The organism is Paenibacillus sp. FSL H8-0104 (assembly GCF_038050215.1).
GTDB classification, from domain to species: domain Bacteria; phylum Bacillota; class Bacilli; order Paenibacillales; family Paenibacillaceae; genus Paenibacillus; species Paenibacillus amylolyticus.
In genome coordinates this window covers 236,321-250,041 of the sequence record NZ_JBBOTC010000001.1, presented here as the reverse complement: position 1 = coordinate 250,041, position 13,721 = coordinate 236,321, and the positions used below count along the sequence as shown (strand labels likewise).

11 protein-coding genes are annotated in these 13,721 nt (G+C 48.9%); all 11 read right to left on the bottom strand.

Annotated elements, in window-relative coordinates:
* Positions 1-171: 171 nt before the first annotated feature.
* The 11 genes from NST38_RS01165 to NST38_RS01115 all read right to left on the bottom strand — a co-directional run bounded on the left by NST38_RS01165 (position 172) and on the right by NST38_RS01115 (position 13,704).
* Positions 172-1,809, bottom strand: a complete 1,638-nt coding sequence (locus NST38_RS01165) for an ABC transporter substrate-binding protein (RefSeq protein ID WP_051447422.1) — start codon at positions 1,807-1,809, stop codon at positions 172-174.
* A gap of 129 nt (positions 1,810-1,938) precedes the next feature.
* A complete protein-coding gene (locus tag NST38_RS01160) occupies positions 1,939-2,847 on the bottom strand; it encodes a carbohydrate ABC transporter permease (RefSeq protein WP_083685095.1) in 909 nt (302 codons plus the stop codon).
* A gap of 15 nt (positions 2,848-2,862) precedes the next feature.
* The gene (locus tag NST38_RS01155; RefSeq protein WP_074093076.1) at positions 2,863-3,840 is read right to left on the bottom strand and encodes an ABC transporter permease; all 978 of its coding nucleotides are present in this window, start codon (positions 3,838-3,840) and stop codon (positions 2,863-2,865) included.
* Positions 3,841-4,154: 314 nt separating this feature from the next.
* Complete coding sequence (locus NST38_RS01150) at positions 4,155-5,567, bottom strand: alpha-L-fucosidase (RefSeq protein WP_076254234.1); 1,413 nt, start codon at positions 5,565-5,567, stop codon at positions 4,155-4,157.
* A gap of 1,015 nt (positions 5,568-6,582) precedes the next feature.
* A complete protein-coding gene (locus NST38_RS01145) occupies positions 6,583-7,641 on the bottom strand; it encodes a Gfo/Idh/MocA family protein (protein WP_076254236.1) in 1,059 nt (352 codons plus the stop codon).
* 250 nt (positions 7,642-7,891) lie between these two features.
* Positions 7,892-8,758: a sugar phosphate isomerase/epimerase family protein gene (locus NST38_RS01140; protein ID WP_076254238.1), complete on the bottom strand. Its 867-nt coding sequence runs from the start codon at positions 8,756-8,758 to the stop codon at positions 7,892-7,894.
* 54 nt (positions 8,759-8,812) lie between these two features.
* Positions 8,813-8,935 (bottom strand): hypothetical protein, encoded by a 123-nt coding sequence (locus NST38_RS01135; RefSeq protein WP_268745237.1) that lies wholly within the window; start codon positions 8,933-8,935, stop codon positions 8,813-8,815.
* Positions 8,936-9,024: 89 nt separating this feature from the next.
* Entirely contained in the window at positions 9,025-10,806 is a 1,782-nt protein-coding gene (locus NST38_RS01130) for a glycoside hydrolase family 35 protein (RefSeq protein ID WP_076254240.1), read from the bottom strand.
* 1 nt (position 10,807) lies between these two features.
* A complete protein-coding gene (locus tag NST38_RS01125; RefSeq protein WP_076254242.1) occupies positions 10,808-12,268 on the bottom strand; it encodes an alpha-L-fucosidase in 1,461 nt (486 codons plus the stop codon).
* Between the two features lie 30 nt (positions 12,269-12,298).
* On the bottom strand, positions 12,299-13,063 hold the full coding sequence (locus NST38_RS01120; protein ID WP_076254244.1) for a copper homeostasis protein CutC: 765 nt from the start codon (positions 13,061-13,063) through the stop codon (positions 12,299-12,301).
* Between the two features lie 449 nt (positions 13,064-13,512).
* Positions 13,513-13,704, bottom strand: a complete 192-nt coding sequence (locus tag NST38_RS01115; protein ID WP_017691199.1) for a hypothetical protein — start codon at positions 13,702-13,704, stop codon at positions 13,513-13,515.
* Positions 13,705-13,721: the final 17 nt, after the last annotated feature.

Below are 13,721 nucleotides of genomic sequence, written 5' to 3'. Positions count from 1 at the left end.
TCCCCCCACCGTTACTGTTCATGCTGAATGACGACAAACAAACATCTGTGCTGATCGCTAATTTTCCATAAATATTCAGTACATTATATCGGATGACGTGGGGTTGTCATAGGAGAAGACCGTCCCGGTCACGGGTGACAGACGGGACAGCCTCTATATTGAATCCTTCAATTATTGATTTTTCTCAATGGCACGCTGGTAGATCTCAAGGTAATTACTCAGTCCGAGACCATCGAAGCCTTTGACATACGAATCCCATTCCTTATCAATGCTTTTGCTGCCAATAATGAACTGTGCCATATTCGTCTGCACATAATCCTTAATGGCCGTAGTCAGTTGTGCAGCTGATTCCGTATCCTCCGGACGGATAAACACGTTCGCAGGGTATACTTCTTTGGGTGCATAAGGTTCATACACATTGGTTGCTTGAGCCAGACGTGTACCATAACCCTCTGCTTCTAATGGATTCTGTCCTTCTGCAAACAGATTACGGAACGTGTTGGACAAGTCATGTGCTCCGATCTGTGACCAGCTCTCGTTCACAACAACGTTTGGATCACGCTCAGGCAGGTTGTAGTAGCTGTATTTGGCAGGCTCACCATTGATGTTTTTCTCATCGGCATCTGCCTTCTTCCAGCCCTTTCCTTCAGTTGGTCCATACTCCGCGTACAGCGCACCTTCTTCACTGAACATGTAGTCTACGATTTTGATGGCGGCAATCTGCTGTGCTTCTGTCGCTTTGTTCGTGATGGCAAACTCAAACTCACCTACGCTCTGCGTGGCGCCTGTCGTCTGCACTCCATCTGGTCCTTTCAATGGAGGAACAATCTCCCAGTGTTGATGACGGGTGATATCTTTGTCATAAGTATTCACGAGATAACTGACCAGCGCCGTTGTAATGGAGCCGACCACTTCATCGCCTTCCTTGTTCCCCAGCTGTCCAATCGCCTGATCATTCTGTGTAAAGGAAGCCGGATCAATCAGGCCATCTGCATAGAGCTTGTTCATGTACTCCAGCCCTTTCTTCCAGCCTTCCTGATTGGCGGCAAAACTCACCTTGCCATCGTTCACGATCAGATATTTGTCGTTGTCATTGTATATAAAGCTATTCATCAGGTAGGCATCAATGTTGCCATTCCATACATACTTGTTCGGTGCGCCTGTAAGTGGAATCTCGTCCGCTTTCCCGTTACCGTTTGGATCTTGTGTCTTAAACGCCTTCAGAACGGTATACAGTTCATCAGTTGTGGTTGGCATTTTCAGAGCCAGATTATCGAGCCATTCCGTGTTGATCCAGTATTTCTGTGCATACGTACAGTGGTAACATTCATTGAAGATAGGCAGCGCATAGATGTTGCCGTCCGGTGCCGTAATGGCTTCTTTGAAGTATGGTTTCTCTTCCATAATCTTGGTCAGATTCGGACCATACTTCTGAATCAGATCTTGTAGCGGAAGGAACACGCCCTGTTTTCCATAGGTTTGAAGGTCTGAGGTGGTGAACTTGCCGTGAAGAAATACTTCCGGATAATCACCACTAGCCAGCAGCAATTGTCTGCGATCCTGCAAGGCGTCCGTTGGGGCCAGATCCCATTTTAGGGTAACGTCGAACTTGTCTTCGATAAATTGGGTGAATTCATTCTCTTCCATGGACGCTTTGCCTTGCGGAGCAAAGAGGGTCATGGTTACAGGACCGCCGCTCTCCCCGCTACCATCGCTACTTCCACCCGACTCCTCGGATGAACTGCATGCGGACAACAAAGCCATCGAAGCAAAGACCAGAAACAACATCGAAATCCAAGATTTTCTCAATCTGACTCCTCCTTTTTGTTCATAACGGCAAATTATTGACTTGTACTGCACGTTTATAAAATCGACCCCGGAAGCCGGCGTGTTCCTTCCACCTCCTTTCAAAAGGCAACCAGGCTTAACTCACAAGGATTAACCTTTGAGGGAACCAACCATGACCCCTTTAACAAAATGCTTCTGTACAAATGGATACATGATCAGAATTGGAATACTCGCGACAACGATCAGTGCATATTTCAACACCTGCTCGAACCCTTGGTCTCGCATCTGTTGGCTGGTATTGGCGAGCATCGCCGGATCAGCAGCGTTGAGGATTAGCAGATTGCGAAGCACGTATTGTAAAGGGAACAACTTCTCGGAACGCAGGTAGATCAGTGCATCAAAGTACGCATTCCAGTGACCGACGGCATACATGAGTGTCATGACCGCCAGAATGGGCTTGGATAAGGGAAGAACTACACTGATCAGATACCGGATATCCCGGCAACCATCCATTTCTGCGGCCTCACCAAGCTCTTCCGGGATGGAAGATTGGAAGAACGTCCTTGCCACGATGACTTGGAACACCGCGAGCGCCCCGGGCAACCACATCGCCCAACGTGTATCCAGCAGGTGTAAGTCTTTCATCAGGAGGTAGGTGGGAATCAGACCGCCATCAAAGAACATCGTGATCATCATGAAAATGATAATGGCTCCTCGTCCATAGAACGACTTGCGTGACAAGGGATACGCCAGCATGACGGTCAGTGCCACGTTAATGAACGTTCCCACCACGGTGTAGATGATCGTGTTAAAAAAACCGAGCATAAGCTGTTGGCTTTTGAAAATGGAGATGTACGCCTTGATGTTAAAGTCTACCGGGAACAGCCACACCTGACCGGATGTCACGGCTCGTGAAGAGCTGAACGAAGAACTGATGATATACAAGAGTGGATAAAACACCGTTAGCAGTATGGCGAACAGAAAAATATAGTTGAATGTCATGAAAATGCGGTCACCGAGCGGGTCCTTGATCCGGTTACGATTAATCAGGTTGAACATGGATAAGCTCCTCCTTTACCACAAGCTGTTCTGGGATACTTTGCGCGATATGCCGTTGACGATAACCAGCAGGATCAGGTTGATAATGGAGTTGAAGAACCCTACTGCCGAGGAGAAGCTGAAATTCGCCCCGATCAGACCCACCTTGTACACATACGTGGAGATGACCTCCGAAGCGCTTGTGTTGAGTGGATTCTGCATCAGGTATATTTTCTCAAAGCCCACGCCCATAATGCTGCCCAGACTCAGAATCAGCATGATAACGGTGACTGGAACGAGCGACGGGAGGTCGATGTGCCATATTTTCCGAAGCCTTGATGCGCCGTCCATCTTCGCTGCTTCATAGAGAGATGGATCAACACCAGCAAGAGCTGCGATATATATAATTGATGAATACCCCATGCCCTGCCACACACCTGACCAGACATAGATCGATTTGAAGTATTCCGGTATGCCCATGAAGTTCGTCATCGGGAAGCCGAGCAGTGTGAACAGCTTGTCTACTACGCCCACATGCGGGGAGAGCATCAGAATGATAATGGATACCATAACAACCGTTGAGATAAAATGCGGAGCGTAAGTGACCATCTGCACGGTCTTTTTGAAGTAACCCGTTCGAATCTCATTCAGCGCCAGCGCCAGAAGGATCGGAATGGGGAAACCAGCAATTAAGGAATAAAAGCTGATGCCTATCGTGTTTTTGATTAACAGCCAGAAGTTTGGAGATTGGAAGAAGGCTTCAAAGTGTTTGAATCCGACCCACGGGCTTCCCCAGATTCCTTTGACTACACTGAAGTCCTTGAAGGCGATTTGGACACCCACCATAGGGATGTACTTGAAGATCAACAGATACAATACCGGGGGCAACACGAGCAGGTAGAGTTCCCAGTGTTTCTTGAGGCTTTTGATGAATGGATGCTGCCGCTTGGGCTCCACATGTTTCCTCTGTTGGAGTTCCATCTTGGCGGGTATGCTTTCCGTAGCTCGACTCATTTGCGTCACTCCTTCTACACCTCAAGTGTAATAATACATTACATTTACATCCCTTAAACATCCTTTTTTCTGTTCCTAGTTCCTTGTTTAACAAACATGATGTAAACATTCATATCAGGTAGCGCTTTCTTGATTTGATAGTACATCGCACGGTAAACTTTTATCAATTTGCAATTTTCTCCGACTTCTCTTTATTCCACAAACCCTTGTGTGACAAGCGATTGCGAGCCGTTTCTATTGGTGATTGTGTCCCTTATGTATGAATAAAAAAATCCCGGAGGCTGTTATATCTCCCCCGGAATTGACATGGCGTTCTATGCGCTTGTGACTAGCCTGAACGTATGTGTGATGGGTGTACCACTGGTTGCAGCGGATTGGGGCAGTTCCACGAGAAGTCCGTCTTCTGTCAGCTGATACGAAAGTACGTCATCGCTACCGACGAGTTCGATCCGCTCTACCTTTTCCAGATAAGGAATGACCAACTGTGGTTGTACGGTCTCATTCTCGTTTCTGTATATACGGAAGGCATATACGGTGTTGATCTCTTCCTTCTGGGTGAAAGCCCAATCTTTCGTATAATATGGCCCGCAGATCCGGGTTCCATAGACGCCTTCTCCATGAGTACCCAACCATTCACCGAGGCCCTTGATGCCTCGAATTGCCCCTTTTGGCAGACGCCCATCGGGTTGTGGTCCTACATTCAGCGCCAGGTTACCACCCTTGGACACGACTTCGAGTAGAATATGTGCCAGCTGTCTTCCCGTTTTATACTGATCATCGAATCCAAAAGCAAAGGAGTTCCCCACCGTAATACAGCTCTCCCATGGAATGTTCATCGGATGTTCCGGTATGGTCTGCTCGGGGGTAACGATATTCTCATACGGCCCACCCACGGTGCGATCTGCGGACAGAAGCCAAGGTTGTGTGGTCTGACGCGCCCGTTCCACGACTTCTCCCAACCTGATATCTTGACCATGGCGACCTTCGCGCACCCAGCCGGCATCCAGCCACAGACATTCGATCCGCCCGTAATTCGTCAGCAGCTCCATGATCTGCTCATGTGTGAACTCCACGAATTTCTCCCACAGCCACGGATACTTATGGGGATCATACGAAGGGCCGCGCCACATATGACGTCCACGCTCCATGCCCGGTGCCCAGTAATACGGGGTATGCCAGTCCGCTTTGGAGAAATACGCTGAGATACCCAGTCCTTTGGCCCGAAAAGCGTCAAACAGTGCTCGACAGATGTCCGCATACTTATGGGTATGAAAAGGCGTGTCCTTGCCCGTAATCCGGTAATCCGTCGTCTTGGTATCCCACATGCAGAAACCGTCATGGTGCTTGGTGGTGAACAGGAAGTATTTGAACCCGTTATCTGCCGCCATCTGTGCCCACTCCTCGGGCTGGAAACGAATCGGATTGAAGGTTTTGTTCAGATCGAAATATTCCCGTTTGAAATCTTCCATGTCATCCGTCCAGTCGATGTCATCGCGCGACCAATCGCCATCCTCGTCGCTCAGCGCCCAGGATTCCACAAGACCAAGCTGGGAATACGGCCCCCAGTGCATCATCAACCCCAGCTTCTGATCCTTGAACCACTCCAGCCGCTCATTCAGCAGCGGATCTTCCGGTTTGATCCACTCATCCTCTTTGCTAAAATTGTGCACCCCGGCTTCGACGATCTTCTCTTCCTGCTCCAGTACGGTTTCTTTGGTTTCGCTCATCCTGTTTCATCTCCTTTGGATTAGATAAAAGATAAACCATGCATGTTACGCCTGGTCACTCCGATTGCAGTACCATCTTTCGATCGCTGTTATCCCCGGATTTCTTTTATTTCACTTTATAATTGTTGGAAATACGGTGATAAAGGCGAGCGCTTCGCTTCTTCAGATTGGTTCTGCACTCTCCGTTTTGGCGTAAACGCTAGTTTAACTATTAAGGGGCGTAGTAACTTTGTTATTTTGAGTACGGTGCCCTCTCCAATTACTATGGAACCCCTTATTTCCCTTGTTTCTATAGGGAAATCCAAGGGCAGAGAGAGTGCGTTCCGTTGTTTTGGATTGGTTTTGCGTTCTCTGTTTTGGCGTAAACGCTTAGTTTAACTGTGAGGGGCACAGTAATTCTGTTATTTCGAGTGCGGTGCCCTCTCCAATCACTATGGACCCCTTATTTCCCTCGTTTCTATAGGGAATACAAGATCAGAGAGAGTGCGATTCGTTGTTTTGGATTGGTTTTGTGTTCTCCGTTTTGGCGTAACGATTAGTTTATATAGGGTATGCCTTCAACTTCAGTTCAGGGAAGATTTACGATGATGGATGTCAGTGCGTTTATAACGTCTTGAAATCCAAGCCCGTTTATCCTGGTGAATAGGTAGAGAATTTTCTAAGGAACACAGGGCGTCTTATTTAGCCTTTTGTTCCTCTTTTTAAATTGTAAGGAACATCAGACACGTTATTTCCCGAAATTAGGTGGTAAAAACGCTGTATACTGCTGCTTATTCTGATATAGCATGTGTCAGATTCCTTAGATTTCGGCTAGCGCTCCGAATCCTTAAATAAGACGCCTCAGATTCGTTAGTACTCGCTCCCTGCTCTACTCCAACCGCGGGCCAAGAAGCCGACTCCGAATCCCGCCCCGAGCAGAGCTTTTCATTGAAAAGGAGCGAAGTGCTCATAACTTTTAATGCCACGGGAGTAGTAAAGTATCAACGTAGCGTAACAACGCAATACAATCCTACCTTTACAGCGTGATTTCGCGGCCCTGACGGGCTGATTCATAGATGGCACAGAGCATTTTCATCACTTCGACGCCGTCTTCGACGGGGCTAAGTGTTTCTTTGCGGCCCTGGGTACTATCGATAAAATGGTTGATTTCATTGCGGAACGAGCCCATAAAATCGAATGATTTGAAATCGACCTGTGGGGTCATGTTCAAAATGGTGTTGAATTTCTCGCCAATGATCGAAATTTCCGGCTCCAGCTCGGCACCGCCTTTGTCGCCATATAGTTTGACCGAAGTCTCATCCGCTTTGGCATGGAGCGTGAAACTGACATCCACGAGTAGGCTTGCGCCGTTCTCGAAACGAATCAGGGCATTTGCCATATCCTCAACGGTGTTCTGTTCTGCATCATAGTCCGCTGCTTTGTAGAACGATAGATTGTTAATGTTCGAGCGGTTTCCTAATCGATTGGATACGTTAGCGGAGACGGATTTCACCTTCGGTCTGCCCATCAGATACCAGCATATGTCGATCACATGTACCCCGATATCGATCAGCGGGCCGCCGCCGGAGCGGTTGATATCCGAGAACCAGCCACCCGGATTGCCCAGACGACGCAGACTGGAGGCTTTGGCATAATAGATCTCGCCCAGTTCACCCTCGTCGATAAACTTCTTCAGAATCTGTGCATTGTCGCTATAGCGGCGAACAAAACCGACCTGAAGCAGCTTTCCGCTGCGGTGAACGGCCTTCTCTACTTCGAGCGCATCCTCAACGGTTTGGCATAGTGGTTTCTCACACAGCACGTTTTTGCCCGCGTCCAGAGCAGCAATACTAATCTCCGCATGGGAATCGTTCCATGTACAGATGCTGACGGAATGAATTTCGGGCATTGCGAGCAGTTCCTTATAATCGGTAAACACATGAGGTGCATTATATTGCTTCGCGACTTCAGTGGCACGTACTGCATTCAGGTCACAGATGGCGTATATTTCAACCTCCGGGTTACTGGCGTACGCTTGCAAATGGCAATCGGATATGGATCCGGCACCGATAACGGCGACTTTCAATTTGGGCATAGTGCTGATTCCTCCATCGTTTTCATATGAATTGACTCAAGAAATTATACTCGGCTTAACGTAACGACGGTGAATGCTTGGACTTTCGGCCGCTGTTGTCTGCAAATTTCTTTTATTGACCGCTCTAGCGGTTGAAATCCGCAGACAAAGGCGGTCGCTAACGCTCCTACAGTTCCAAGCTTCCCCTCTGTTACTCACGCCTTCTTTAACATTTGATTCAATTTTATTCATTTAAAACAAGTACTCAGCCCTATGCCTCTTCCCATAGGCGGCGGACGTTATCCATGGCAATGCGTGAGGCGGTTTTGCAATTCTCCATGCCTTCAAATTCAACCGAGATATATCCGTCATACCCGGATTGTTTCAACACACGGAATACCTCAAGCATGTCGATATCGCCATGGCCCACAATGGCACCGCGCAGGTAATTGCCATGCGAGGTTTGGAACCAGCCTTCACCGGGATTTCGGTAGGAAGGTCTCCAGTAGAAGTCTTTGGCGTGCACGATCGACGCGTACGGAATGTTATTTTTCACGGCACTCACCGGGTCTTCATCCACACAGAGGAAATTGCCGACATCCAGCGTGGTCTTAAAGTTACACCGCGCCGTTTCGTGTAACAAACGCTGAATTCGCTCACTCGACTGCACATAGTACCCATGGTTCTCCACGCTTGTTGTAATTCCAAAACCCGCTGCATAATCGGCTATCCGCTGACAGGCTTTCACCAGTACCGGTAGGTCGATCTCGAACTGTGCTACAGTTCCCTCTGGTGCAGGGCGGAAAGCCACGTCATGACGCATCAGCTTCACGCCGAGCGCATCAGCCACATCCACATGTCGCATCACATTCTGGATCTCTTGCTCCAACGCTTCGGCGTCCTCCTGAACAGCGAAGTTTGCGCCGATGGCGTAATTGGAAATATCGATCCCTACCTCTTTTGCCACAGCTTTAATCTCATCAATCAACTTCGGGTTATCGATCAGACTGAACCCCATCGGCACAATCTCCACATGTTCCCCACCCTGATCGGCGATCCAACGAATGGCATCCGGTACGGTCAATTCTTTGCGATCCAATGCTTGTTGCAGACTGTAGGTGCTGAGTCCAACTTTCATTTTTCCTCATCCTCTCCTGTAGGACGTGTCTCAAAACTCACTGAAGTGCATCTTTTACCGCCTTTTCGCCCCCTGCTGCGTCACTTTCCCTTGACGTGCCCCGGCACGCCTGCGGAAAATCTCCTTGCTTGGAACGAAAATTCGGCAAAATCTGCGTCCTTCGGAGTTTTCAGACACGCCCTAGTCGATGTCCATACCCAACGTATACCTTTTTCTGGCGGACACGACAATTGCCAATAATCGTTTGGCTCACCTATTTTCCTTTTCTAGCCCAAATCCGGTGTATCCACGAACATTACGGCCAGATCAGCCGTCTGATGTAGCTCAAATACCATGATTTCATTCTCACCTTCATGTAGGAGCGGAGCAGGTACATACAGTGTTTTTTGCGGTCCTTTATTCCAGTAGCGTCCCAGATTGATTCCGTTTACAAATACAACCCCTTTGGTCCAGCTATCCAGTCGCAGAAAAGTATCTCTTACATCCTTGATATGAAAATTCCCCCTATAAAAAGCAGGCCCCTGTGCTTCATTAATTGTTTCGTTAATTGCTTCGCTAATCACATCGCTGAATTTTAAATCCGACAGATCGGTTAATGGCAGACAATGAATCGTCCAATCATATAAAAATTGAAAGCCATGTCGCACCCCCTCCGTAATCCCCTTCGGATCTCTCAGGTATGGGCCATAGTTGATTCGCCCCATATTTTCGACAAGGATCAATAGTTCTGCGCCCTCTGGCGGCACTTCAAAGGATACCGATAATTCCGTATTGCCCCGTTCGAGCACACCTTGAAATTGCCCATCAACAAACACAAGCGCACGGTCACGAACCTCCTGAACCACCAGTTCCTGTCGCTCCCTTGGCCCGGATATTCGGGTCTGATAACAAATAAAGCCATAATCCTGACCCAGCTTCTCCATCGGTTCCGGATTCATGCGTTGTACCGGGACTGATATCCGGTCCATCTGCGCCAGTAATGACGCCTGTTGGGTCAACTCCACCCGCCCATAGGCGATGGTCCCCTTCGATTCTGGCAGCACAATCTCACCCAGACCTTCATCGCTATACCGAGCAATAAGGTCCCTCACCGCATGGAATTTCGCTGTCGGCTCCCCTGATTCGCTGAGCAGTGAATCGTAGTCGTAACTTGTAATTGTGGGTTCATATTGATCCTTCTGCTGACAGTTCGCCCCGTTGTAAAATCCAAAGTTTGTTCCACCGTGGAACATATAAAAGTTGACTGAGGCTCCTGCTCGAAGCATCTCTTCAAACACACCAGCCACATCTGAGGCTTCCCGGGTATGATGCGACTCACCCCAGTGATCGAACCAGCCGTTCCAATACTCCATGCACATTAAAGGTTCGTCCGCCTGATATTCACGCAACTTGGCGAACGCTCCCTCCGTACCTGATCCAAAATTGACCGTAGCCAGATGCCCCGGTACCGATCCTGCCTGTAACATGTGATCGGTCGGTCCGTCCGAGGTAAATAACAACACATCCATACCGCGTTCCACCATGCCATCACGTAAATATCGCAGGTAACTGGCGTCATTTCCGAAGCTGCCGTACTCATTTTCAATCTGCATTGCGATGATCGGTCCGCCATTGGTACTAAGAAGGGGTTTTAATTTGGGCAAAAGCACATCATAATAACGATCCACATTCGCCAGAAATTTTGCATTATTACACCGAAGACGGATATCATCATCAGCAAGCAGCCAGGCAGGTAATCCGCCAAACTCCCACTCGGCACATATATAAGGACTTGGACGAACAATCACATGCAGACCCACATCTCCCGCAATGTGAATAAAACGTTCCAGATCAGCCATCCCTTCAAAACAATACCGACCCGGCTGCGGCTCATGGACATTCCACGGCACATACGTTTCCACCGTATTGAAACCGCAGGCTTTCAACTTGAGTAACCGATCCTCCCAATAGTCGGGGACCACTCTGAAATAATGGATGGCACCCGACAAAATCCGAATGGGCTCGCCATCATACATAAATTGTGAACCTTTATACGTCAGCACCGCCATGTTACAACCCTCCCCGCTCGCTCAGATATATGCCTATTCCGGACAACGTAGGGCACCATCTGGATTCATGAATGCTTAAACGCATCTTTCTCGATGTGACCTGTGAGAAACAGCAAATTCGCTTATGCCCCACCACCGTCCCCTTGTAAAACTCTTCCCAACCACCATCTGCCCTCTGCGACTCCAGTGTAAAACGTTCAATCCGTTGGCCTGTCTGGATATGTTCCATCAGCACCAACCGATCAAACGATCGTTCCTCCCGCAAATCCAGCTCAATCCAAGCCTGCTCTGTTCCTTCGTGAGGACACCAATACGTATCCCGGCGTTCCGTCAGCACTTCCGATACGGCATGTTGTTCATCCATCGTCTCCGATGCTTTTACCAGCGCCTGCAAGGCGAAATTTTCCTGAAAAATGGTGCGCAGTGAATCTCCCAATTCCTGTAGTCGCTCCACATCCCGCTCGTGAATGAGACCACGCATATCCGGTGGCAGATTGAGTAAAAAGGTGGCGTTGCCCCCCACTGCGCCGTAATAGACGGCGAGCAGTTCTTCCAGTGTTTTGACCTGATCATCTTCACTGGCATGATAGAACCATCCTGGGCGAATCGAGGTATTCACCTCGGCAGGGTACCAGATCAGTTGGTCACCTTGGGAACGAATAACCTCTCGGCTTCCCAAATCACTGTCCTGCGTATTGATCCTTGTGGCAAACTCACCATCATCCACCTGTTGCGATTGCTCCTGAATTTTCTCATTATCCTGCATATGCGCTGGCACAACGCTCCATTCCGATTCCCGCGTATGCCCCGCCTCATTGCCGCACCAGCGAACATCCGGGCCACATACCGAGATGACAGCTTCGGGCTGAAGTTCACGAATAAGCGCATAATAGACGTCCCAGTCATAGACCTGCCTTTTGCCATTCGGACCCTCACCACATGCACCATCAAACCATACACAGAAGATGTCGCCATAATTCGTAAGCAGCTCGCGTAACTGTTGGAGGAAAAACTCGTTATACCTCTCCGAATCTCCGTAGGAGGCTTCATGACGATCCCAAGGAGACAGGTACACGCCAAACTTCAACCCGCCCTCACGGCAGGCATCGGCGACTTCCCGAACCAAATCCCCCGTACCATTCCTCCACGAACTAGCCGCGACCGTATGCGGTGTATACTCACTGGGCCACAAACAAAATCCATCATGATGCTTACATGTCAGAATCAGCCCCTTCATCCCCGCAGCCTTGCACGCCTGCACCCATTGCGTTGCACTCAGTTCAGAAGGATTGAAAATCGCCGGGTCTTCCTCCCCAGTGCCCCATTCCTGATCCGTAAATGTATTTACCGTAAAATGAATAAACGCGTAGAACTCCATCTCCTGCCACCTCAGCTGGCGTTCGGACGGGCTGACCTGTGCTGCGGACTTAATCCATTCGGCTGGTTGCAGTTCATAATTCATGGCGTATCACTCCTTTTATTTAGCGCATCCCTATACCATTGGACCACCCTTGCTTGGACCACTACTCAGTGCACTACTGTCCATGAATGGCCTTGATGCAAGCAATAACTGCTGCTTGGCTTCTTCAACCAAATGTGGATCCATGGGATAATTAAAGCTGCCTTTGTACCTCACGCCTGATCCCATATGGATTTCCGTGATACCCGTCTGACTCACTAGCGTTTGAATTCCCTCTATGGTGACCCCCGACCCTGCCATGACAGCGATGTTCAAGATTTGCCCCAATTGCTGAAGCTGTTTCAGTTCTTGCATCGCTTCAGGTGCTGTCTGTTTTCCTCCCGATGTAAGTACACGCCCCACGTTGCCCAATGTGTTAATGGCCTTGAGCGCCTCAGTCAGGCTTGTGCTCACATCAATAGCACGATGAAACGTAACGCCCAAACCCTGAGCTTCGGCCATACATGATTGCAAGGATATGAGGTCGACTTCACCATTTCCGGTGAGGGCGCCGATCACGATGCCAGCGGCTCCAAGTTCCCTCGCCACGCGTACATCCTGGGTCATAACGCGGATGTCATCTGCGCTATAGCGGAACGAGCGGCTATGCGGACGGATCATGACATACACCGGAATGGATACTCGGGATACCGCATGCTCCATGACACCATAACCGGGGGTAAGTCCTCCTTCAGACATCGCAGACACCAGCTCAATCCGATCAGCCCCTCCCTCCTCAGCTGCTTTGGCATCTGCCGCATCCACAGCAATGACTTCCAATACAGGCTGTCTTTCCATAAGGATCGCTCCCTTCACTTCATCGTAGATTATTCTAGAACCGTTAACCCGTATCGATAGACATCACTCGAACTGCACACAGCCTGATCCATGACATAAAGGACCGACTGAACGCTTCATCAGCGCTCCTGCGGTCCTTCTTCATCATTATGGGCGACGGTCAGCTTCCAGATCCCAATTTGCAAAGGCTGACCGTCCTGAACGATATATGGTTTGTCGGCAATGATCTTCATGATTGGATTCTCCTTTGGGGACCGGAATGGGCTAGCAAATAGAGAGTGCAACGGACATCATATACTTTGTTTGATGAGTTTTGTTATTTTTGTTATTTATAATGTTATTATCAATTAGCAATAGTCTAAAACGTTAGGATCAGAACGTCAATACAAAAAAGACACCCCGAGGGTGTCTTCGTGTCTTGGATAACCTTCTGGTTATCCGAGCTTTTTCTATTTTCTACGCCGAGCCTTCGTCATTCGATTAAACATAATCAGTGCAGCAATGATCATGGCTATCATGGCAATATTACTCGCCACTTCTTGTGATAATCCGAAAAGAACTCCCAGGTTAGTCACCAGGCCTCTCACAATCAGCGCCACCACAACCAGCAGGATTGGACTCAAAAAATTATAATTTCTCATTCCTCGCAACACCCCTG